Origin of the sequence: Litchfieldia alkalitelluris (assembly GCF_002153425.1) — a bacterium.
Taxonomy (GTDB): domain Bacteria; phylum Bacillota; class Bacilli; order Bacillales; family Salisediminibacteriaceae; genus Evansella; species Evansella alkalicola.
Genome location: NZ_KZ119600.1, coordinates 596493 through 617236, shown reverse-complemented (window position 1 = coordinate 617236; position 20744 = coordinate 596493). Strand labels below are relative to the sequence as shown.

The following is a 20744-nucleotide window of genomic DNA, read 5'->3' as shown; positions in this document are numbered from 1 at the left end:
TTCCACTTAATAGTAACTCCCTTTCCAATATCCTACAGCAGTTCCGTAACTTAATAGTGTATGTTAGTGCAAATTTACAACGTTCATCTACTTAGCTTACTAATTCCACAACTAAATTTCAAGAAATACTAGGATTGGTCAACTTTCTACCATCATTTTTTCCAAAACAAAGGAATTTAAAAGGCCTGACTGTCGTTTTGACAAATCAGGCCAATTATCAGTACCATTCATTCATACTAAAATCAATCATCCGTCACATACTCTAAAAACCATTTTTCATGGAAGGATCCACGGCGTCGTGCCTTATCTTCCCTCAAGCCCTCTAGCTCTTCCTTCGTATAACCATGATGCTCTGATAAGCAGTAAATTAACTCCAACAGATCGGCTAGTTCCTCTAAAGACTGCTCTGCATTGCCAGCTTCTAAATATTCCCCGAGTTCTTCTTGTAACTTCTTTTTCGCCTCAACCTCAAACTCTCCAAATTCCAACCGTCTCACCTTACATTTGGCACCGTTCGTGCGAATAATCTCTGGTATACGATCTCGCACCAGTTTATTGTACACTGGCATGCAACCATCCCCTCCCCTTCGTTTCTTCTATCCCATCTTTTAAAAGCAAGTGCCTCATACTAATATCACCATATGAGTTTTATCAGAACCTCTCTAAAAACTAGCTTGCTGTTTCCCCCTAGAGCGATCTGTGACATACGTCCCTATTACGAAAGCGAAAAACGATAGGACTACTGGTAAAACTACCGAATGCATGCCAAAGGGGTGTGGCCAAAAATTATGAATTAAAATATACGAAGCAACACCCGCTACCATCGAAGCTAATGCTCCAGATTTATTTGCCCTCTGCCAGTACAAACCAAAAATTAACGGCCAGATGAATGCAGCTTCTAGACCCCCGAAAGCAAACAAGTTTAACCAAATTAGTAGATCAGGTGGACTTAAGGCAAGTCCAAAAACAAGCACGCCAAGAACTGCTGTTACCCCAAAGCTCACTTGCTTCACTCGTCTCATTGTTGCGTCTGGCTTCACGTAATTCAAATAAACATCTTTCACTACGGCAGAACTTACTAATAGAAGTAAAGAGTCTACCGTACTCATAATTGCAGCCAATGGTGCAGCTAGGACAATTCCAGCAAGCCATGGCGGCAAGACTTCCAACGTGATGAGTGGCATTACTTGGTCAGCCACTTCTATCCCAGGGAGAATCGGCCTTGCGAATACACCGATTAAGTGCATTCCTAACATAATAAAACCAACAACTATCGTCCCTACAATCAAGGAGCGATGCATTGCCTTCGCATTTTTATAAGACATGGCTCTCACTGCAACTTGGGGGAGCGCCACAACACCGACACCAACAAGAATCCAGAAGGACGAAACATAGGCAGGGGTTAGTCCACCATCATGTCCGAAGGGAGTGATTAGGTTTGGGTTTTCCGTTACGAGGTCATTCATAATATTTGAAATTCCTCCGCCTGCAATGATCGTTCCTACCAATATGATGAGCGTCCCAACAACCATTACGACACCTTGAATCGTATCCGTGATCACAACTGCCCGAAACCCTCCAATAATGACATAAATAAGAACAGCTATTGCAAAAACAAAGAGGGCAGAAGTATAAGAAAGACCTGTTAATGATTCAATGAGCCACGCACCACCAACCCACTGTGCAGTCATTGCTGAAAACAGAAATATAATGATACTAATTGCTGAAAGAATAACAACTGCTTTACTGTTATATCTTTTTCTTAAAAAATCAGTGAGTGTAATAGCATCATATCTTCTCGCCATAATCGCAAATTTTTTCCCAAGAATAAGTAATACAAAATATCCTGTAGCCACTTGGGACATGGCTAAAAGCACCCAGCCTAAACCTTGTGTATAGGCAGCTCCTGGGCCACCTAAAAAGCTACTTGCACTTCCATAAGTGGCAACCATCGTCATGGCGAGAATAAACCCACCTAGCTCACGACTACCGAGGAAATACTCCTGTAGGAAGGTGCTCTCCTTCCTGTTTACGTTCCTCGAAGACCACAGACCCACTATAAATATAATTGCAATAAATACAAATAATGAAATAAGAACAGTAGGATTCATTATGGACGCCCCCTCCCATCTTTCTCATCTGAATCATCATCGTCAAAGGAGACTTCAACTAAGAAAAATTTAACAATGATGATGACAAGGATAATGACGACAAGGAGACCAACAACACAGCTGTAAAAAAACCAAGCTGGGAGTCCAAAAACATAGGTATATTCCTCAACGGGCTTCGACCCCAGTCCATAGGCAAAGCTGTACCACCATATAAAATTAAATATTGCCAGTCCTACACCGATTAGTGCTTCACGATTTGCAATCTTGAACCTTCTATCGTTTGCGTTCCAGCTCTTATTGTTTTCCATATTATCAAACACCCTTTAATTCATTTAATATAGTGTTTTTCACTATTGCTTAAAGATTCCTTATTCATAAAGAAATTCCTCCATTTATTTTCGGAAAAAATAATCTAAGTACAACAAAAAAGCTGGGACAAAAGTGTATGAACATACGAAAATGCGAATTCGCAATTTCAGTTAAACACTTTTTTTAAGTCCCAACCTCTTAATTGACTGGTATTTCATTCCACAGTCGTAATGATGTTATGATTCAGCAGCTATCATTACGGAGTGCAATGGAAATAAATTAATGTACGTTTTTAATGGTATATACTGCCTTCTCCGTCTCCACCTTTACAGCACCTTTTTCTTGTTCCATATGAACACTTCCTACTAACGGAATTTCATACACACTCTGTGGTAAATCGAATTCCCCTTCATCGCTCATGATTGTGCCGTCACCATATAAAATAAGTTCTTGGTCAGCTAAATACCCATCTTCATCATGTCGCTCTATATTTTTAACAGACATGTCAGTTAAAGATAATTTAATTTGATCATTATCGAATATTTTATTCTTGCCTGTTAATAATTCACCTTTATTAATTAATAGTGTTTTTCCCTTTTGACTTTCTAACCACTCCGTCAGTTCAAATATTGAATGTGCCATAATTGGAACCTCCCACAAATAATCTTAATGTTACTATCCCCAGTCCTTCTGATTTCATGATTGGGCATATTCGTTTTGTAATAATTAACAAATATTATTCTAACCTTTAGATAAAAATTCAAAGGGGATATTAATGAAGGAAGGGGGATTCCATATGAGTAAACAAAACGATAACCATCATGTTCATGATAATCACCTACACGAGCATAGCTTAGCATGCGGTCATACAAAAATAAAACATGGGGATCATATTGACTATATTCATAATGGACACCTTCACCATGAACACGAAGGGCATTGGGATGAATGTGTTATTCCAGTAACTGAGAAAAATCCTGATACTTGTAATGAAATTCCATGTGAGTGTAATCATAACGAAGATTGCGGTCATGAAATGGTTCCACATGGAGATCATATGGATTATTTAGTAAACGGGCGCCTTCACCATGTTCATGGAGATCACTGCGATGACCACGGACCAGTGGAAATAGTAAAAATACAGTAAGAAGAATAAGAGGCTGTCTCCCTTGAGACCGCCTCTTATTTCACCTTATCTAGGGAAGAACCTATGCAATTGAAAGTGCACCATGGGGAGGGTGATAATAACCTTAAGTGAAAGCGAATGGACTGTAACGAACGCCAACACAAGATTATTATTTTCACGGTTACATATGAAATTAACAAAAAAATATTGCTTTTTTACTGAAAAATCTATCATATATGATTATAATGAAGTAATTACTTTTTTAATAGGAAGTTTCTTGCAAATTTCTTACACGAGTAACAGTAGTAAATTCACTTATGAATTACTAAGTTACAAACTCATATGAAAAGAGAGGTTTTGGAATGACACAAATAATCGAAATTGCATACGCGAATTTATTATCTCCAATGATTTTATTTTTTCTACTCGGTATTATCGCAGTCTTAGTCAATTCAGATTTGAAAGTTCCAACAGCTTTCTATTCTGGTTACACAATGATTATCTTATTTACAATTGGGATCAAGGGTGGGGTGGAACTGAGGAATGTATCCATCATGGAGATGCTACCAACGATTGGGGCTGCAATTTTTCTGAGTTTACTTATGTTTTTTATTGCCCATTTGTTGATATCTAAGGTATTTAGATATCCAGTTGTGGATTCATTCGCTATAGCAGCTCATTATGGTTCAGTAAGTGCTGTTACATTTATTGCTGCTTTAGCATTTTTGGACAAGGTAGGGATGCCCTATGAATCCTATATGTCTGCAGTTTTAGTTATTATGGAAGGTCCTGCAATTATACTGGCCATTATTCTTTATAAGCTTTATGCTAGCAGCCATGGAGAAAAAGATACTAATCCAAATGCGAACCTTAAGCATGTAATCAAAGAGGCTTTTTTCGGGAAGAGTATTTTCCTCTTACTCGGTGGGATTTTTATTGGTCTTGTCGCCCATGTTGATGGACTAGCAATGATTCAACCGTTGTTCGGTGATCTGTTTTATGGGATCCTTTGTATCTTCTTATTACATATGGGGATGATTGCCACACAAAGCTTGTTAAAAATCAGAAATATTAGCCCTGTATCATTTTTATTTGCATTCATATTACCGTTAATTGGTGGAGCTTTAGGAGTAATAACAGGGAATTTAATAGGGTTATCTACTGGAGGAGCCATGATTTTAGGAGTTCTTTCAGGAAGTGCTTCTTATATTGCAGCACCGGCAGCTATTGGACAAGCCATGCCTAAAGCAAATTCAGGTTTGTATCTAGGGTCTTCCCTCGGATTGACTCTACCATTTAATTTAATTATCGGCATACCTTTGTTTTACTGGTTTGCAACAACTGTGAGCAGCATTTGGTAAAGGTATAGCATTTAAATTTAAGGCTATGTTAAACCTTATTGTTGATTTTTGATACAGGTACTCGCTTTCCGCGGGCGGCTGATAAGCCTCCTCGATGCTTTTTGCATCTGCGGGGTCTTATCCCTGCCTTTAATCCCGCTGGAGTCTCGTACCTTCCTCAAAAATCAACATCGTTAAATATAAACATTATCCTTTAACAGAGCCAAATTTAAAAGACTGTCCCGAAATAGTAATCATATTGGGGCAGTCTCTCGTTTTATTATTAAGTTACTTCAGTTATAGGCCGACTGCATTTTAGGTAAAAAATCCGGCTTACTCTTAATTAAGGCACTCTCTTATAATTTCACTTCTTTTTTCAACATTTCTCTCCAGCTTTCAGAAAGTTCTTCTACATTAATAATTTTATTTAACGCTTCTTCATCATATCTTTCATGATAAAAAACTTGATTCACGTAAGCAATGGAAACATCGGAGTAACGCTTAACAAATTGGAGTGGCTTTGTTTCAGATACAGCACCTTCCTTTAAAACACGTAGGTAAAACCCTGTAAATCCCGTCTCTATAACCCTTTGCTGCAATGTTTCTTCCTCATGCCGTTTTCCTAGCTTATGACAAGGCATTCTCGGTTGACTCACTTGAACGAGGGATTCTCCCCATTTAAAAACATCACCTAAATGGACAACATTCTCCACTAAACCCTTTACAGTTAAGTTTTCACCGAATGATCCTGGATAAAGCTTTTTACCCAATTCATCTTCCCAAAATGGATAGTGATCGAACGGATATACACAAACTGCCTTATCCTTACCTCCATGGTTCCTTTTATCTGCTTGTTCATCACCTTCTAAATTGTACTCAGATAAAAAGACCTCTCCGTCTACTGGTTCTTTATTAAATGCTGATTTTATTGTTTTACCTAAGCCAGAAAGCTCTTGCGTAGTTCCAACATTGAGAGAAATAATATTGGCTTTAAGTCGTTTCATGACCATGGTATCACTCCTTATCCCTTAAGGTGAGGTGTAGAAATCATAAATACATTTTTTTTCGGTTCTCGAATCATCTCATAAGCCTATCTTACTTTTGTCGACACAAAAGCGCAATCGATTCTCTCATATTCACACAAAATAATAGAATTTTCAGAAAAATATATTTAGAAACATATAAATCCTTTTGAAAAATAGGGAAAGATAATCATACATTTCTCAAGTTTTGCGAAGAATACCATAGAGATGTATACTTAAGTCTTCATGAAAAAAGATGTCACTTTCATACTAACCAACAAATTCACTTTTTTACCCCTATAAAATGACAAAAGGAAGAGAACTATAGTATGTCTAGAATTGAAGATACGTGGAGGAATTATTATGTTTTCAACAACACAAATAGGTATTGATTTAGGTACAGCTAATATCCTTGTTTATACTAAAAATAAAGGAATTGTTTTAAATGAACCATCCGTAGTAGCCATTGATGCAAATACTAAAGAAGTTTTAGCCATCGGAAATGAAGCAAAAAATATGGTAGGGAAGACACCAGAAAATATTATTGCAATTCGCCCCTTGAAAGGTGGAGTGATTGCCGACTATCAAGTAACGATTGATATGTTGAAACAAATCATGAAGAAGGTTTCTAAGCAAGTTGGCTTTTCATTAGGTAAGCCTAATGTGATGGTTTGTATTCCAGCAGGTTCTACTTCCGTTGAACGCCGAGCAATTCACGATGCTGTTAAAGCGTTTGGAGCAAAACAAGTTGATTTGATTGAAGAAACAATTGCAGCTGCTATCGGTGCTGATCTATCAGTTGAAGAACCAGTGGCAAACGTTGTTGTCGATATCGGTGGCGGAACAACAGAAGTCGCAATCATATCATTTGGTGGTATCGTTACAGCTCATTCTATTCGAGTCGGTGGAGACAAACTTGACGATGACATCATTCAATATGTTAGGAAAAAATACAATTTGTTAATTGGCTATCGTACAGCTGAAAATATTAAAATGGAAATTGGATTCGCACTTGTAGACCACGATGAATTAACAATGGAAATTCGAGGTCGAGATTTAGTTACTGGTCTTCCTAAAACAATTACTTTAGGATCTATAGAAATCCAAGACGCCATTCGTGACCCATTACTCGCCATCTTAGATACTGTCCGCTATACATTAGAAAACTGCCCCCCTGAATTAAGCGGTGATATAGTTGATCTTGGAGTGACTTTAACGGGCGGTGGCGCATTATTGAAAGGCATGGAAGAATGGTTAAGTAATGAAATCGCAGTACCCGTTCAGATTGCAGAAAACCCATTAGAAGCCGTTGCAATTGGGACAGGGCGTTCCTTAAGTGTCCTTCATAAATTGCAAAAGAAAGCTAAATAATTGTTGTTCCCCCCTGCCTGATACTTATCTTATAGTATGCTTTTGGCAGGGATTTTTCTTTTATTTAAACGATCGTTTAAATTTATTTTTACCCCTGACTTGCTCTATTGCCATCGTTGATTAATACAATATATCACTTAATCATGTTGGAAAGAAGTGAGTTGATGGCAATGATTCATACTGTAAAGCCTGGTGAAACACTATTTCAGATTTCTGAGGATTACCGCACACCAATGAACCAACTCCTTGCAGCAAACCCAGGGATAGATCCTGATCTTATTTTTTCAGGTCAAGGGCTCACAATTCCTGGGTTCCCACCAGTGGAAACAATCCCCTACTCCATTCACGTTAGTCTTACTGACCGAACACTAACTTTGTTTTTCCAAGGAGAAGTCCAGAAGGTCTATCCAGTTGCTGTGGGGCGGATTCTGCATGAAACACCTGTTGGAAGCTTCATCATCATAAATAAAGCCCCCAATCCTGGAGGCCCGTTTGGAGATATGTGGATGAGTTTATCGAAAAAACATTATGGGATTCATGGCACAAATGATCCATCTTCCATTGGTAAATATGTATCAAAAGGCTGCATAAGAATGTATAACGCAGATGTGTTGGCGTTATCTAAGGTTGTCCCAATTGGCACACCAGTTGTTATCTCTCCTTAATTAAAGCTCCAGGATCATATCCACATGGGGAATATCGTCCTCTAAATACACCTTTGTGACAGGTTCAAAACCAAAAGAACTGTAAAACTCTCTCAAATAGTTTTGAGCCTGTATCTTTATTTTTGTCTCGTTAAACTCATCTCTTAAAACAGAGATCGCTTTATCCACAAGTTCTCTTCCCAGAGTTTGCTTTCTATAGTCTTCCTTCACAAGAATTCTTCCAATGGAGGCTTCTTCATAGTAATCCCCTGCTCGAAAAAGTCTTGCGTATGCTGCTATTTGTCCATCTTTTTTATAAAAAAGGTGAAATGCTTCATCGTCCTTTCCATCTATTTCAGGGTATGGACACTCTTGCTCCACAATAAATACATTTACCCGCTCCGCTAATATCGTGTACAACTCTGCTGTATCAAGTTCTTGAAAATCCTTTAACACCCAAGTCAATGTCTTGCACACCCTTTCCCTATCGCTGTTCTTATTTAAATGATTTTACACAGTTTTGATAGGGAAAGTAAAATATTTAAACTAAATCAAATAAATCTGCCAGAGTAAAACAACAAATAGAACCCAACACAGAATGGAAAATAATGTTATGATGGGAAATAAATAATGTCAGAATCATCTAAACCATTTGTTTTGTAAGGAGAGGAATTAATATGATTAGAAAACTTAGGGAAAAAGACAGGGAAGCATGTTTGGCCTTCATAAAGGAACAACCTGCAGAAAATCTTTTTATCAACGGTGATTTAGAAGCATTTGGATTTGAAGAGGATTTTCAGGAAGTATGGGGGGACTTTGATGAGGATGGGCAATATCGTGCAGTAGTCCTTCGCTATCGTAAAAATTATATTATCTATGCTCCAAGTTCAAGTGACTTTGATTCGATCAACGTGGCAAAATTAATCGACCAAGACAATCAGACAAACAAAATGGTCTCAGGTATTTCTTCTACAGTTAATGAAGTGATCCCTCATTTGACCGCAAAACCTAAAAGAAAAAGGGAAATGTATTATTCAAAATGCGAATCTATCCAAACTCTTCCACTTCCATCTCTTCCTATAAAGAAGGCTACGGTCAAGGATGCTCCTCGAATTGTAGAGCTTTATAAACAGATCCCTGAATTTGATGCGAACGATGACAGGGAAGAAGGTTTAGTTAAGAATATGGAGGCAGGAGTTTCCCGTTGCTACTATATTGAAGATGGTGAAAAAATCGTTTCCACTGCCATGACAACAGCAGAAAACAGTATGTCTGCAATGGTAATGGGTGTCTGCACTCTTGATGGTTACAAGAAAAATGGTTATGCAAGTGCGTGTTTGATACAGTTATGTTCAGAGCTTTTAAAGGAAGGAAAATACCTATGCCTATTCTATGATAATCCAGAAGCCGGAACTATTTATAAACGATTAGGCTTTGAAGATATAGGTAAATGGGTATTGAATTCCTACTAACCTTTATAACTAGGATTGAAGAGAAAGAAGGAAAGGAAAACCTAAGAATGTGTATTATCTATCCAAAAAAGGGCATGGATTCCTAACTCTCCATGCCCTTCCATCATGTGAAAGCAATTTAATTTGTGAAAGATTTATTATTGTATTCCCAATATCTCCTTCGCGCGGTCAACTGACTCTTCTGCCGGCGGATTCACGCCTTCTAACGGATAAGCGAGGCCTAGCTCCTCCCACTTATAGACACCCATCTTGTGATATGGTAGTACCTCTATTTTTTCAACATTGTTCAATGTTTTTATAAAAGATGAAAGTTTCTCTAAATCCTGTTCGTCATCTGAATGTCCAGGAACTAATACATGACGGATCCAAACTGGAACTTCAGCGTCAGATAACTGTTTCGCAAACTCTAAAATGTGTTTATTGGATACGCCAGTAAGGACTCGGTGTTTTGCATCATCAATATGCTTGAGGTCTACTAAAAATAAGTCTGTATACTTAAAGAGTTCCTTCAGCTTCTCCTGAAAAGCACTATTATTGGAGTAACAACCGCCTGAACTATCAATTGTTGTATGAATGCCTAGCTTCTTTAATTCTTTAAATAAAGCAATTAAAAAGTCTAGTTGAAGTAACGGTTCCCCACCACTTACTGTTACTCCACCTTTTGAGAACTTCATATATGGGGTGTATTTCTTTATATCTTCAACTAGTGAGCTAACTGAAGTGAGCTCTCCTTTATCTCTATCCCAAGTATCTGGATTATGACAATATTGACAGCGTAATAAACACCCTTGCGTAAATATGACATATCGAATTCCAGGACCATCTACCATGCCTGATGTTTCTACAGAGTGAATTCTACCTTCCATCTCTATGACCCCCTTCTTTTTAAACCAATCCAACCTTAAATATCCGCCCTCACTTTAATAACTTTCCACGTTACCAACAGTGTTAACTCAAAAGAGGAAAGGGAGCTTCCTACCAGCAGGCCATTTCCCGCAGCTGAACAGCTCCCTTATATTTTTGGCTATGTTAAACTTAGATGTTGATTTTTTGTTACAGGTACTCGCTTTCACGCAAGGTACAAGTGCGACATCTGCTCATTCTTCGCAGTGTCTTCTTTGCCGCGGGCGGCTGGTAAGCCTCCTCCAAATTCCGCCTAAGAACTTGCCCACTTCCTGTGGGCAACGGCGTAATGTCGGCGTCCTGCCTCCTGCATCTGCGGGGTCTTACCCCTGCCTTTAATCCCGCAGGAACGAGCATAAACATCACGAGTATGCTGCGAGTTGTCTCGACGGATACACTACGAAGCATTTGCTCGTAGAGGAAGAGACAGGCATACCTTCCACAAAAAATCAAAAGTGTTAATATCAACATTATCCTGTAACAGAGCTTATATTTTAAATACTATTGTTGCTGAAAAACTATTTTATATTACATGCTTTCGTGGAAAGTACGGTTGATTACATCAATTTGCTGTTCACGAGTTAATTTAATGAAGTTAACCGCATATCCTGATACTCGAATTGTTAGCTGTGGATACTCTTCTGGACGCTCCATTGCATCTAACAATGTTTCACGATCGAACACGTTAATGTTTAAGTGATGTCCTTCTTTTTCCATGTATCCATCTAAAATTGCTGATAGGTTACTTTTTTGATCTACTAACTCTCTACCTAATGCTTTTGGCACGATGGAGAACGTGTTGGAAATCCCATCTAAAGAGTGCTCATACGGCATTTTTGCAACAGAGTTTAGGGAAGCTAGTGCACCTTTTTTATCTCTTCCATGCATTGGATTCGCACCTGGAGCAAATGGCTCACCTGCTTTTCTTCCATCTGGTGTATTACCAGTCTTCTTACCATACACAACGTTAGATGTAATAGTAAGGATAGACATTGTTGTTTCAGAGTTACGGTACGTTTGATGCTTTTTAAGCATTTTAGAGAACTTAACGACTAACTCTTCTGCAATTGCATCTACGCGGTCATCGTCGTTACCGAATTGTGGGTAATCCCCCTCAATTTCATAGTCAACAGCTAGACCATCTTCATCACGAATTACTTTTACTTTTGAATACTTCATTGCACTTAAAGAGTCAGCTGCAACAGAAAGTCCTGCTATACCTGTTGCCATTGTACGGCGAATTTCTTTATCATGTAGTGCCATTTCAATTCTTTCATAGCTGTATTTATCGTGCATGTAGTGGATAATGTTTAACGTATTGATATATAGCTCTGCTAACCATTCCATTACAATATCAAAGTTTTTAACAACTTCATCATAATCAAGGTACTCAGAAGTAATTGGTTCTACGCCAGGTGCTACTTGCTTCTTCCCTAATTCATCTACGCCACCGTTAATTGCGTACAATAATGCTTTTGCAAGGTTGGCACGCGCTCCAAAGAACTGCATTTGCTTACCGATAGTCATTGCTGATACACAGCATGCGATTCCGTAGTCATCACCATATTCCGGACGCATAATATCATCATTTTCATACTGTACAGAACTAGTTTCAATAGACATTTTAGAGCAGTAGTTTTTAAATGCTTCTGGTAATTCAGGTGACCATAGAACAGTTAAGTTTGGTTCAGGAGCAGGACCTAAGTTTTTCAATGTGTGTAAGAATCGGAAAGAGTTCTTAGTCACTAAAGGACGTCCATCAAGGCCTACACCACCGATTGATTCTGTTACCCACGTTGGATCTCCACTAAATAACTGATTGTAATCTGGAGTACGGGCAAATTTCACTAGACGTAGCTTCATAACAAAGTGATCTACAAGCTCTTGTGCCTCTACTTCTGTTAAAACGCCATTTTCTATGTCTCTCTCGATATAAATATCAAGGAATGTAGATACTCTTCCTAAACTCATTGCAGCACCGTTTTGCTCTTTAATCGCAGCAAGGTACCCTAGGTATAACCATTGGAATGCTTCCTTAGCATTAGTAGCTGGCTTCGAAATATCAAATCCGTAAATAGAACCTAGTTCTTTCAATTCTCCTAATGCACGATACTGTTCAGTGATCTCTTCACGCAAACGAATTTTATCTTCTGTCATAGCACCAGTGAGGGAATCCCACTCCGCTCTTTTTGATTCCATTAATTTATCAATACCATATAGAGCTACACGACGGTAGTCACCTATGATACGGCCTCTTCCATAGGCATCAGGAAGACCAGTGATAATTCCTACTTTTCTCGCTAGCATCATCTCAGGTGTATAGGCATCGAAAACACCTTGGTTGTGTGTTTTACGGTAGTCAGTGAAGATTTTCTCTACATTTTTGTCAAGCTCATATCCGTAAGACTCGAGTGCACCCTTCGCCATACGAATTCCTCCGTAAGGCTGCATAGAACGCTTGAAAGGTACGTCCGTTTGTACACCTACAACTTTTTCTTTGTCTTTATTTAAGTAGCCAGCACCGTGAGAAGTGATTGTAGAAACGATTTCTGTATCTAAATCATAAACTCCGCCTCGCTCACGCTCTTCCTTCGATAGCTTCAAGACTTGTTCCCATAATTCTTTCGTAGCTTCTGTTGCGTCTGCAAGAAAGCTTTCATTTCCTTCGTATGGCTTATAATTTAACTGAATGAAATCACGTACATTAATTTCTTCTTCCCACTTACCTTTTGCAAATTGCTCCCAAGGATTAGATAAAACTTTTTCCATTTTAACCCCTCCGCTTTCTTAGTTAAACTCTATTTATATATTTAATAATGTTATTAACTTGTTAATAGGTCTCATTATCTCATAAATGCTTCAGCAATACTGTAGCTAGATTATGACCAATTTCTGTCCAAATTATGAACAAAATTATTTTAATGAGAATGTCTATGTGAATCTATTCACACTTAATACTAACTTAAGTATAAGATACAGATTTGTTCAAAACAACACATATTTGTGACACCTTTATGAATTGTGATACAGTGTGAAAAAATGAGTAAAACAGTTTTATAGAAAAAGTTTATCAATTCACAAATAACGCTTTAGCATGCTAAAAACCCCTTCTCCACCACGGAAGAAGGGGTTCGAAATATTTATTTTACTATTGAAACTGTTTTTTGAATTTATGAAACAGCTCCTCATCCATGTCTCCTGAAACACATGATTGCATGTCAAAATCAATGCCTAATTTCTCTTGATAATCGTCTCTTTTCTCGTTATATAAAATTCCTGTTACTAGTCCATCATGGGCCCGAACAGCAGAGAGTGCTTCCTCCCGTGTATCGAAAGGTTCGTCGAATTTCGTCAATCTCTCCTTATAAAACTCATATGTGTTTATCTTATTGAATGTAACACATGGACTATATATATTAACATGACTAAACCCTTTATGTTCAATCGCTTTTTCAATAATTTCAGTCATTTGCTTGATGTCCCCTGCAAATGCCTGTGCCACAAACGTCGCACCGTTAGCGATAGAAGTTGATACAGGATCCACGGGATACTCTTTGTTCCCACCCTTCGTCGTCTTAGTCACAAAACCATGTTCACTCCTTGGAGAAGTTTGCCCCTTCGTTAATCCGTAGATGTTGTTATCCATAACAATATAGGACATATCTATATTACGGCGGGCAGCATGAACAAAGTGACCTAATCCGATTCCGTAACCATCTCCATCTCCACCTGAAGCAATAACCTTCAAATCAGGATTTCCCATTTTTACTCCTTGCGCTACTGGGACACTTCTTCCGTGAATGGTATGGAAACCATTTGTGCGAACATACTCTGAAACTTTCCCGGAACACCCTATTCCAGATATAATGGCAAAGTCATGTGGCTCATATCCCAATTGAATAATTGACTTTTGTATTCCTGCCATAATACTAAAGTGTCCACAACCTGGGCACCAAGTTGGCTGATCTCCTCTTAAATCTTTTAATGTTGCCATGAAATCAACTCCTTTACTTGCTTCACTATGGATTTGACAGTGAATGGATTCCCATCATACTGTGTAATGGAACTTGCTCTATCATGAATAGGAGCATACTGTTTCAACAACTGTAACAGCTGTCCATTATAATTGTTCTCTACTGTTACAATTCTTTTTCCTTGAAGCAACGGATCTAATTCATCGATAGGTAATGGATATAACTGTTGAAGGTGTATGTGTGATGCATTCACTACCCCCTCTTCATTTAATTGTTTGATAGATTCTTGGATCATTCCGTACGTTGAACCCATACCTACAAACAAAATATCAGATGTGTCCATATCCCCCGACACCTTAAAAGGCTCTTGTACCATCGCATGACGAACTTTTTCCAGACGCTTCTTCATCATGTTGATTCTATTTTCCGGATCCTCAGAAATATAGCCACTTTCATCATGTTCATTGGAGCTAGTTGTATGCACGCCATGCTCCATTCCAGGAAGAGGGCGTGGTGAGATACCATCATCCGTTAGGCGATAACGTTTAAAGTGGGTTTCATCAAACTCCTTTACTTCTTCTTGTGTTAAAAGCTTACCTCTGTTTATCTTCACACGTTTTGTATCAAAAGAAGGTACTGTCATCTTGTTCATTGATAAACCTAAATCTAGTGCCACTAGCACAGGACATTGATAGACCTCTGCTAGATTAAAACTCTCCGCTGCCATATAGAAGGCATCTTCTATCGTTGCAGGAGATAGAACAATTCTAGGAATCTCTCCATGTGTTCCGTAAATCATATGTTGAATATCACTTTGTTCGTGTTTCGTCGGCAGACCAGTGGATGGACCACCCCTTTGAGAGTTCACAATAACAATTGGTACTTCACTGATTCCAGCCATACCAAGTGCCTCTGTTTTTAAGCTTAGGCCAGGTCCTGATGTAGAAGTCATCGCCCTAACACCACTGTAACTTGCACCTACGGCAAAGCAGATTCCAGCTATCTCATCCTCAACCTGCATGACAGTTCCACCAACTTTAGGGAGTTCTTGTGAGAGCCACTCCATTATTTCACTTGCTGGTGTGATAGGATAGGCACTTAAAAAACGACATCCTGCCATCAAGCTTCCAAAGGCTGTTGCTTCATTACCAGATATAAATAGATGATCTTTTTCCGAAGGTGTTTTCAACTCATTAATTTGATTGGATATATGCTCATTCGTCAACTCAAATCCTTTAAGTACTGCCTGCTTATTTGAAGAAATAACCTCTTCTCCCTTTTTCGCAAAAATCTCCTCAATAAAACTGTGAAGAATATCGATAGGTAGTTTGACTAGGGATGCACTGATTCCTAGGGCTATCATGTTTTTTGCCATCGGGTTACCTAAGTCTTTTGCAATCTTCTTTAACGGAACGGTGAAAACAGTAAACGGTTTACCTTCAGGAGTGTTTTCTGTTTCTACCTTTGTTTCTTTCCCTTCTTGGATAACAACAGCATTAGCATTTAAAACGTCTTCATGATTTGTAAGCGTTTCCTTATCTAAACATAGTAAAATATCAATGCCATCTCCTGAATAATAGTTCCGCTCATCCGTGGCTTTGATCTTATAGTTTGTATGTCCACCTTTAATACGGGACATGAATTGCTTATAAGTGGAAACAGAGTATCCATAACGAACTAAAGTCTTTGCAAAAAGTTCACCAGTGGAGTCAACCCCTTCTCCTTGTTGACCACCAACCATCCATTCAATTGTATTACGCATGTTAGTCCCCCCTTAAAAAGAATAATTACTTCATCGCTCTCTGATTGATAGTGGTTCGATAGACATTGACACCTCCTTCTCAGCATAACTAACATCTATATAGTAATTTATTCAAAAACACAGTTAAGTCAGAAAAATTATAATATTTAGTATATTATACTATTAATTGAGCTATTCGAAAACAATAAACTTTTATTTACTCCTATGACCTACTGCTATTTTAAGTGAATTTCATGAAGGAATAGCTACTTCTTGGACAGTTGAGTTGGTGCTCGCTTCAGTCTATTCCCTTTCCTCTGGCTCCTGGTGTGTCTCATCGTATTTTGTTTTCTACTAGGTTCATGGACAGTTTTCTAGTTTTCACATGTGAAACTGTCTATGGAAGAGCGGTTCATGGACAGGTTTCTGCTTTTCGCAAGTGGAACTGTCCAGTTATCCAGGCAAGAGCAGTTCATGGACAGGTTTCCGATTTTCGCAAGTGAAACTGTCCAAGGAAGCTCGGTTGAAGGACAGTTTTCCGATTTTAGCAAGTGGAACTGTCCAAGGAAGAGGTGTTCAAGGACAGTTTTCAAGTTTAAGCAATTGGAACTGTCAAGATTGCTATCTTCAAAGTAGTTAAGACAAATATAGTTTTTAGAACTTGTTATATGTATCTCAGCATCTAATCTTCAAAAAGTTGATATATTTTTAATGGTCATAAGCTCCCTCTCTTGACTACAATTTTAGCGACAGTTACAATTTTCTAAAATGGTATTTTCTGCTATGATAGAGGAAGAAATTACTCTAGTAGACATGTACATTTTAAGGAGGGCAAGCATGACTAAATCCCAAGGCTGGATGGTTGCCAGGTTTATCATAATAATTTTATTTTTTTTCGCAGCAGTGTGGACGGTAACTTGGATTTTTAAGGTTTCCTATCCGTTTTGGATTGCTTTTGCCCTAGTCTGGATTTTCATTCCATTTATTAAGTGGATGCGTGAACGACTTAAATTCCCAAATGGCATTGCTGTATTAATTACATTATTAATTGGATTAAGTACAATCGTTGCTTTTTTTACAGGGATTACCTTCCTCATTATCTTTGGAGTAAGGAGAATATCTAATAATGTTCCTGTTTGGATTGAACAAGCATCTGTCCAAATTCAGACATTGTTCAATCAACAAATATTGCCTCAATGGCAAAAGGTCACAGGGTTTGTCGATGATCTTTCACCAGAGCAGCAAGGTACCCTTCAAGAGGGTATTACCCAACTTGGATCACAACTTGCATCTATTATTGCAGAGATGGGGCACAAAATTGCAGATGGCTTGACCCATTTAATTATGGCAGTACCTACATTCCTTATTGCATTTTTGTTTATTTTCATCGCTTTTTACTTTATCGGAAAAGACTGGGATAACATTTGGAAACATACAATCAATGCTCTCCCTGCCGTTGTGATAAAAAAGGGTAGAGAATTTCGTAAGATGTTTCGTAAACGAGTATTTGGCTTTTTAAGGGCTCAAATTATCCTAATGGGTGTTGCTTCGATAATTGTATTAATTGGACTTTTAATTTTACAAATCGAACAGGCTTATACCATCGCAATAATCGTAGGTGTAGCAGAGATCCTTCCTTATCTGGGTTCGGGAACAATATTAATCCCTTGGTTCATCTATTTATTTATTACTGGCAACATTAAATTAGGAATTGGTATTGCCATCGTATATGGCGTAACTGTCTTTATCCGACAGTCCATTGAACCAAAGATTTTATCAACGAGTATGAATTTAAATACATTAGCCGTGCTCATGGCACTTTTTATAGGCTTCCAAATTTTTGGAGTGGTTGGCGTATTTATTGGACCCTTCCTCCTCGTCATTTTCGTTATCCTAAAAGATATTGGCGTCATTGCCTCCTTTTGGACATTTATACGGTTAGGATGGAAAAACCCTTGATCGCTCTTTCTTAGAGCACTTCAAGGGTTTTTTACTTAGATGTGATTATTTAAAATAGTATTTATCGCAAAATTTGCGTTTATCTACGTCGCCTTCTCCTAAATGGATTACTGTGTGGCGGAATATAAAAAGTTAGAATATTGGGGTCTTCATGTTGTTTATTGTTCTGAATTTTGCAAGATTCCTTTTGAGAGTCGTCTTCATTCCCTTCCGCTGCCCGGTACTCATTTATGAATGTATAAACGATTTGGAGTTCTTCAGCAGAAAGGTCATCAACAAGGTCAAGGACTTCTCGTTTAGTTACCATCATTGATGCATCCCCCTTCTTCTTAAAGTAATGGGTCTGTTAAACTTAGAAATTGATTTTTTGTTACAGGTACTCGCTTTCACGCAAGGTACAAGTGCGACATCTGCTCAACTTTCGCAGTGTCTTCTTTGCCGCGGGTGGCTGGTAAGCCTCCTCGATGCTTTGCATCTGCGGGGTCTTACCCCTGCCTTTGATCCCGCAGGAGTCTCGCACCTTTCACAAAAAATCGAAAGGGTAAAACATTAACCTCCCCTTTAACAGAACAAATATAAAATACCATCAATATTCAAGTACCCAAACTCGTGAATTATAATCCTTAAACCACAGAATTCACAAAATTGTCACGGACCAGGTCCCGTACAATTTTGTGTCTATTCCTTTTTAGCTGACTCCATTTCCTCTACTAACAAGGATAATTCTTCCCAACGTTCCATGGCCTGTTCCAATTCTTCGTTAACTTTATTTTGCTCCTCGTATAGAGCACGAATTTTATCTAAGTCACTACCTGCATCGTGAATCTCAGTCTCTAGCTGCTCCTTCTTCTCTTCAAGGGAAGCAATTCTATCTTCAATTTGGTCCCAATCCTGTTGATCACGATAAGATAACTTTTTTGGCTTCTTCTTTTGTGACGCAGAGGAAGAAGATTTTCCAGTTTCTGTAACACCTTGCTTATGACTACCTTTTGCAGCCTCCTTTTTGTTTTCTTCCAACCAGTCACTGTACGCCCCTTGATATCTTGACACTCTTCCTTGGCCTTCAAAAACTAATAATTTATCCACAACACGATCCAAGAAGTAACGATCATGGGAAACTGTGATGACTACGCCTGGAAACTGATCTAAATAATCTTCTAGTACAGACAAAGTTTGAGTATCTAAATCATTCGTTGGCTCATCAAGGAAAAGAACATTCGGTTCCCCCATCAGTATTTTCAGCAAATACAAACGTCTCCGTTCTCCTCCAGACAATCGATTAATGTATGTCCATTGCGCACCTCGCGGAAACAAAAAGCGTTCCAACATTTGTTCCGCAGTAATCACTTGACCATCGGTTGTATGGACTACTTCAGCAACATCTTTAATAAATTCAATCACACGCTGTGATTCGTCCATTTCCTCATGTCCCTGAGTATAGTAGCCGATTTTTACCGTCTCCCCAACTTCTACTTCCCCGGAATCAGGTTTTATTCGTCCAGCAATCACATTAAGTAACGTTGATTTACCTGTACCATTTGGACCGATTATCCCTAACCTTTCCCCAGGTACAACAAGATAACTAAGATCGTGAAAGAGCCTCAAGTCTTCAAATGACTTACCTACTTCTTTCAACTCAATGACTTTTTTCCCAAGTCTTGTAGATCCGATGGAAAAATCTACTTCCCCTTTTTCTACTGGAGCCTTTTCGTCCTTCAAAGCCTCTACTCGGTGAATCCTCGCCTTTTGCTTTGTCGTACGTGCTTTCGCTCCCCGCTTTAACCAGGCAATTTCCCTACGAAGTAAATTTTGCCGCTTCGTTTCTCTTTGACCTTCTACCTCTTCCCTTTCCGCTTTTTTTTCTAGAAAAAGCTCATAGTTTCCTTCGTACTGATAGATTTCACCCTGATCTAGTTCAAAAATTTTATTCGTTACGCGATTTAAGAAGTATCGGTCATGGGTAACTAGCATTAAGGCACCGCGATATTGTGACAGAAACACTTCTAACCATTCGATCGTTTCATTATCTAAGTGATTCGTCGGCTCATCTAGTAATAAAAGATCTACTGGCTGAATTAAAGCTTTTGCGATGGCAACCCGTTTCTTCTGACCTCCGGAAAGATGCTTTACTTGCTTAGTAAAATCACTAATACCGAGCTTCGTTAAGATAGTTTTAGCCATCGTGTTCGCTTCCCATGCTTCCGCTTCATCCATTCGCTGCTGCATGGTCCCTAAACGCTTCTGTTTAGCCTCATTCAAAGGATCTTTCTCCAATTCAATTAAGGTAGATTCGTATTCACGCATGACCTTCATAACCAAAGCTTCCCCGAAATAAACTTGGTCAAGGACAGTTAATTCTTCCTTCAGCTCTGGCTCTTGTGGTAAATACTCCACTTGAAAGTCATTGGCATGTATGATGTCACCAGTTTCTCTTCCCTCGATTTCCGCAAGCACTTTGAGGAGTGTTGACTTACCAGTACCATTCACTCCGATTAAACCAATTCGGTCGTTTGCTTCAATATTAAAGGCAATGTGATTGAACAATTCCTTATCACCGTATGTTTTATGCAAATTTTCTACTCGTAAAATACTCACCATTCATCATCCTTCATTACTTGTCTTTGCCTATTGTACCTAAAAAATGCATACTAGAACAGTCACAGAGGTTTCAATCTCCAGCAAGGAAGTCTAGTTGCGTTACTGAAACTTATTTCCTTATGATACGTATAAAATAAGAGGTATCAATAAAATGTTAAGAGATATCTCGTTTTT

At 38.5% G+C, this 20744-nt stretch carries 18 protein-coding genes; 6 read left to right on the top strand and 12 right to left on the bottom strand.

All coding sequences use genetic code 11. The features are described from left to right. Window positions 1–242: 242 nt before the first annotated feature. The 4 genes from BW724_RS02955 to BW724_RS02940 form a co-directional block, all read right to left on the bottom strand. On the bottom strand, window positions 243–569 hold the full coding sequence (locus BW724_RS02955) for a nucleoside triphosphate pyrophosphohydrolase (protein WP_088073599.1): 327 nt from the start codon (window positions 567–569) through the stop codon (window positions 243–245). Window positions 570–662: 93 nt separating this feature from the next. Beyond that, the gene (gene panF, locus BW724_RS02950; protein WP_088073598.1) at window positions 663–2111 is read right to left on the bottom strand and encodes a sodium/pantothenate symporter; all 1449 of its coding nucleotides are present in this window, start codon (window positions 2109–2111) and stop codon (window positions 663–665) included. After that, a complete protein-coding gene (locus BW724_RS02945; RefSeq protein WP_088073597.1) occupies window positions 2111–2419 on the bottom strand; it encodes a YhdT family protein in 309 nt (102 codons plus the stop codon). Before BW724_RS02945 ends, panF begins: the two co-directional genes overlap by 1 nt. Window positions 2420–2699: 280 nt before the next feature. Further along, window positions 2700–3062, bottom strand: a complete 363-nt coding sequence (locus tag BW724_RS02940; RefSeq protein WP_088073596.1) for a protein YmzB — start codon at window positions 3060–3062, stop codon at window positions 2700–2702. 154 nt (window positions 3063–3216) lie between these two features. Between BW724_RS02940 and BW724_RS02935 the strand changes: the two genes are divergently transcribed. Together BW724_RS02935 and BW724_RS02930 are read left to right on the top strand one after the other, a co-directional pair. Further along, on the top strand, window positions 3217–3567 hold the full coding sequence (locus BW724_RS02935) for a hypothetical protein (RefSeq protein ID WP_088073595.1): 351 nt from the start codon (window positions 3217–3219) through the stop codon (window positions 3565–3567). 341 nt (window positions 3568–3908) lie between these two features. Continuing rightward, complete coding sequence (locus tag BW724_RS02930; RefSeq protein WP_088073594.1) at window positions 3909–4907, top strand: sodium-dependent bicarbonate transport family permease; 999 nt, start codon at window positions 3909–3911, stop codon at window positions 4905–4907. A 335-nt stretch (window positions 4908–5242) separates the two neighbouring features. Here BW724_RS02930 and BW724_RS02925 read toward each other — a convergent pair whose 3' ends face one another. Next, window positions 5243–5896, bottom strand: a complete 654-nt coding sequence (locus tag BW724_RS02925; RefSeq protein WP_235848879.1) for an MOSC domain-containing protein — start codon at window positions 5894–5896, stop codon at window positions 5243–5245. 375 nt (window positions 5897–6271) lie between these two features. Between BW724_RS02925 and mreBH the strand changes: the two genes are divergently transcribed. Both mreBH and BW724_RS02915 read left to right on the top strand, forming a co-directional pair. Beyond that, a complete protein-coding gene (mreBH, locus tag BW724_RS02920; protein ID WP_088073593.1) occupies window positions 6272–7279 on the top strand; it encodes a rod-share determining protein MreBH in 1008 nt (335 codons plus the stop codon). Window positions 7280–7449: 170 nt separating this feature from the next. Beyond that, on the top strand, window positions 7450–7944 hold the full coding sequence (locus tag BW724_RS02915; protein ID WP_088077637.1) for a L,D-transpeptidase family protein: 495 nt from the start codon (window positions 7450–7452) through the stop codon (window positions 7942–7944). Here BW724_RS02915 and BW724_RS02910 read toward each other — a convergent pair whose 3' ends face one another. Continuing rightward, a complete protein-coding gene (locus BW724_RS02910; RefSeq protein WP_088073592.1) occupies window positions 7945–8388 on the bottom strand; it encodes a GNAT family N-acetyltransferase in 444 nt (147 codons plus the stop codon). A gap of 212 nt (window positions 8389–8600) precedes the next feature. Here BW724_RS02910 and BW724_RS02905 point away from each other — a divergent pair, with 212 nt between their 5' ends. Then, window positions 8601–9395 carry a GNAT family N-acetyltransferase gene (locus BW724_RS02905; RefSeq protein ID WP_088073591.1) on the top strand — a complete coding sequence of 265 codons (795 nt, stop codon included), beginning with the start codon at window positions 8601–8603 and terminating at the stop codon, window positions 9393–9395. Window positions 9396–9532: 137 nt separating this feature from the next. On the opposite strand, the gene pflA is transcribed toward BW724_RS02905, so the two are convergent. From pflA to BW724_RS02885, 4 genes are all read right to left on the bottom strand, one after another. Beyond that, window positions 9533–10261, bottom strand: coding sequence for a pyruvate formate-lyase-activating protein (gene pflA, locus BW724_RS02900; RefSeq protein ID WP_088073590.1), 729 nt, complete (start codon window positions 10259–10261; stop codon window positions 9533–9535). A gap of 565 nt (window positions 10262–10826) precedes the next feature. After that, the gene (gene pflB, locus BW724_RS02895) at window positions 10827–13067 is read right to left on the bottom strand and encodes a formate C-acetyltransferase (RefSeq protein ID WP_088073589.1); all 2241 of its coding nucleotides are present in this window, start codon (window positions 13065–13067) and stop codon (window positions 10827–10829) included. A 379-nt stretch (window positions 13068–13446) separates the two neighbouring features. After that, window positions 13447–14292 carry a 2-oxoacid:ferredoxin oxidoreductase subunit beta gene (locus tag BW724_RS02890; RefSeq protein ID WP_088073588.1) on the bottom strand — a complete coding sequence of 282 codons (846 nt, stop codon included), beginning with the start codon at window positions 14290–14292 and terminating at the stop codon, window positions 13447–13449. Continuing rightward, complete coding sequence (locus BW724_RS02885) at window positions 14280–16034, bottom strand: 2-oxoacid:acceptor oxidoreductase subunit alpha (protein WP_088073587.1); 1755 nt, start codon at window positions 16032–16034, stop codon at window positions 14280–14282. Before BW724_RS02885 ends, BW724_RS02890 begins: the two co-directional genes overlap by 13 nt. Before the next feature lie 816 nt (window positions 16035–16850). On the opposite strand from BW724_RS02885, the gene ytvI reads away from it, so the two are divergent. Continuing rightward, window positions 16851–17972 (top strand): sporulation integral membrane protein YtvI, encoded by a 1122-nt coding sequence (gene ytvI / locus BW724_RS02875; protein ID WP_088073585.1) that lies wholly within the window; start codon window positions 16851–16853, stop codon window positions 17970–17972. Between the two features lie 79 nt (window positions 17973–18051). Here ytvI and BW724_RS02870 read toward each other — a convergent pair whose 3' ends face one another. Both BW724_RS02870 and BW724_RS02865 read right to left on the bottom strand, forming a co-directional pair. Beyond that, a complete protein-coding gene (locus BW724_RS02870) occupies window positions 18052–18282 on the bottom strand; it encodes a hypothetical protein (RefSeq protein ID WP_088073584.1) in 231 nt (76 codons plus the stop codon). Between the two features lie 368 nt (window positions 18283–18650). Further along, window positions 18651–20567, bottom strand: a complete 1917-nt coding sequence (locus tag BW724_RS02865) for an ABC-F family ATP-binding cassette domain-containing protein (protein WP_088073583.1) — start codon at window positions 20565–20567, stop codon at window positions 18651–18653. Between the last annotated feature and the right edge of the window lie 177 nt (window positions 20568–20744).